The following is a 1,835-nucleotide window of genomic DNA, read 5'->3' as shown; positions in this document are numbered from 1 at the left end:
CGAACGGCGACGCGACGCGGCTCACCGAGACGCATCCTGACGCCCCGGGTCACTCGCGTCCGCGCGCACCCGGGTCGGCGGCTTCGGCCGCGTAGCTCCGCCGCACGTCCCGTCCCGCTCGTCCGAGCGGCGCCGCCGTGTCTGCGGTGCGCTCGTGGCCACATGCCACGACCCGCATCGACGAACGGACACACCCATGGACCTCCTCGGCTTCCCCCCCATCGCCGCGATCCTCGACGCGGCCCACGCACTCCTCATGGGGCTCACCGCCCTGCTCGAGCCTCTCGCCGGATCGGCGGCGGCCGCGGCATCCGTCGTCGTGCTCACGCTGATCGTGCGCGCCGTGCTCATCCCCGCGGGCGTCGCCCAGGCCAGGGCTGAGCAGACGCGAAGCCGCCTCGCCCCGAAGCTCAAGGCACTGCAGCGGCGGTACAAAGGCGACCCGGAGCGCCTGCAGCGCGAGACGATGAAGCTCTACGCAGACGAGAAGGCCTCGCCGTTCGCGGGATGCCTGCCGATGCTCGCGCAGGCGCCGGTCGTCGCGATCGTCTACACGCTGTTCCTGCACGCGTCGATCGCAGGGCACGCGAATGCGCTGCTGACGGAGCAGCTGCTCGGCGTCGCCCTCGGCACCAGCCTCGCCGGCGCGGTGGTGTCGGGCACGGCCACCGCTGCGACGGTCGCCGTCTTCGCGGGTCTGCTCGTGGCGATCGCGGTGGTCGCCGAGGTCACGCGGCGCGCCTTCCGGCCGCCCGTCGACGATTCTCCGGATGCCTCGCCTCTGGCGGGCGCAGCAATGGCGCGGCTCGCCGGCGCGCTGCAGTTCACCACGGCGGTGGTCGCGATGTTCGTGCCGTTGGCGGCTGCCCTGTACCTCACCGTGACGGTGACGTGGACGCTCGGACAGCGGCTCGTGCTGCGGCGGATCTACCCTTTCGCGCCGGCATGAGGCTCTGCGCTCCGGTTGTCCGTGACGGCGACGACGGCCGCCGCGGGGTGAAGCCACCGGTGAATGCCAAGGTTCTGCTCAGCATCGCCCTCAGCGACTGGCCACGGTTTATGAGAGATCTCTAATCTGACGATCGTGGCTGGGGAGTCCCCTGCCGTCAGTACCGCTTCGACATCTCATCTTCAAGGAATGGCAGGACTATGAACTCTCCTTCGTCCGCGACTTCGCGCGCCGTCGAGCGGGCCCGCTCGGACCGCCGTCGCATGGCGCTCGCCGTCATCGCCGGTGGCGTGGTGCTGGGCGTCGGCACCGCGGTCACTCTCGCTGTGTGGAACGATTCGGAGTTCGCAACCGGCACCTTCTCGTCGGGTCATTTCGATCTCGAGGGAAGCACGGACGGCGCGGCTTTCGACAGCTCGCCCACCGCGCCGGGCAAGACGCTCACCTTCGCACTCGACGCCGACGCGATGTCGCCGGGCGCCGTCGCGTACGCCCCGTTCGCAGTGCAGCTGTCGAGCGATTCGGACTACGCGGCAGCCGTCACCCTCGCCCAGCAGATCGGGGGCACGATCGGCGCGAACCTCAGCTACTCGGTCTACGACGTGGGCACGTTCGGGGCCACATGCTCCGCGGACGCGCCGCCTACCGGCACCGCGCTCGTGGCCGATCGTGCGGCGACCGCGACGGGCACCGTCGACGCGTTCGACCTGACCGCCGCCGCGACCCCGGTGAACCTCTGCTTCGTCGTGACGGCGGGCAGCGAGCTCGCGCAGGGCGCAACCGGCACGATCACATGGGAGTTCGCGGGCGCCTCCGGCGTGGCGCTGCCCTGAGGCGGCGGTGATGCAGACCAGGCGCAGGCGGCGCGCGCGCAGGCGCCGCCGCC

Annotated in this window: 3 protein-coding genes; all 3 read left to right on the top strand. The window is 71.4% G+C overall.

Annotated elements, in window-relative coordinates; genetic code table 11:
• The coding region (locus EIO58_RS19605; RefSeq protein WP_446723945.1) for a DUF6412 domain-containing protein at window positions 1-95 on the top strand (95 nt) is incomplete at its 5' end.
• 101 nt (window positions 96-196) lie between these two features.
• Window positions 197-949, top strand: a complete 753-nt coding sequence (locus EIO58_RS17230; RefSeq protein WP_127820477.1) for a YidC/Oxa1 family membrane protein insertase — start codon at window positions 197-199, stop codon at window positions 947-949.
• A 200-nt stretch (window positions 950-1,149) separates the two neighbouring features.
• Window positions 1,150-1,782: a SipW-dependent-type signal peptide-containing protein gene (locus tag EIO58_RS17225; protein ID WP_240658974.1), complete on the top strand. Its 633-nt coding sequence runs from the start codon at window positions 1,150-1,152 to the stop codon at window positions 1,780-1,782.
• The last annotated feature ends 53 nt before the right edge of the window (window positions 1,783-1,835 follow it).

Origin of the sequence: Microbacterium sp. CPCC 204701, assembly GCF_004010105.1 — a bacterium.
Lineage (GTDB): Bacteria > Actinomycetota > Actinomycetes > Actinomycetales > Microbacteriaceae > Microbacterium.
This window is presented reverse-complemented; position numbering and strand designations above follow the sequence as displayed.

Excerpts from the sequence above, each read along its gene's own strand:
- EIO58_RS17230 (WP_127820477.1), top strand. The coding sequence starts at position 197 with ATGGACCTCCTCGGCTTCCCCCCCATCGCCGCGATCCTCGACGCGGCC.
- EIO58_RS17225 (WP_240658974.1), top strand. The coding sequence starts at position 1,150 with ATGAACTCTCCTTCGTCCGCGACTTCGCGCGCCGTCGAGCGGGCCCGC.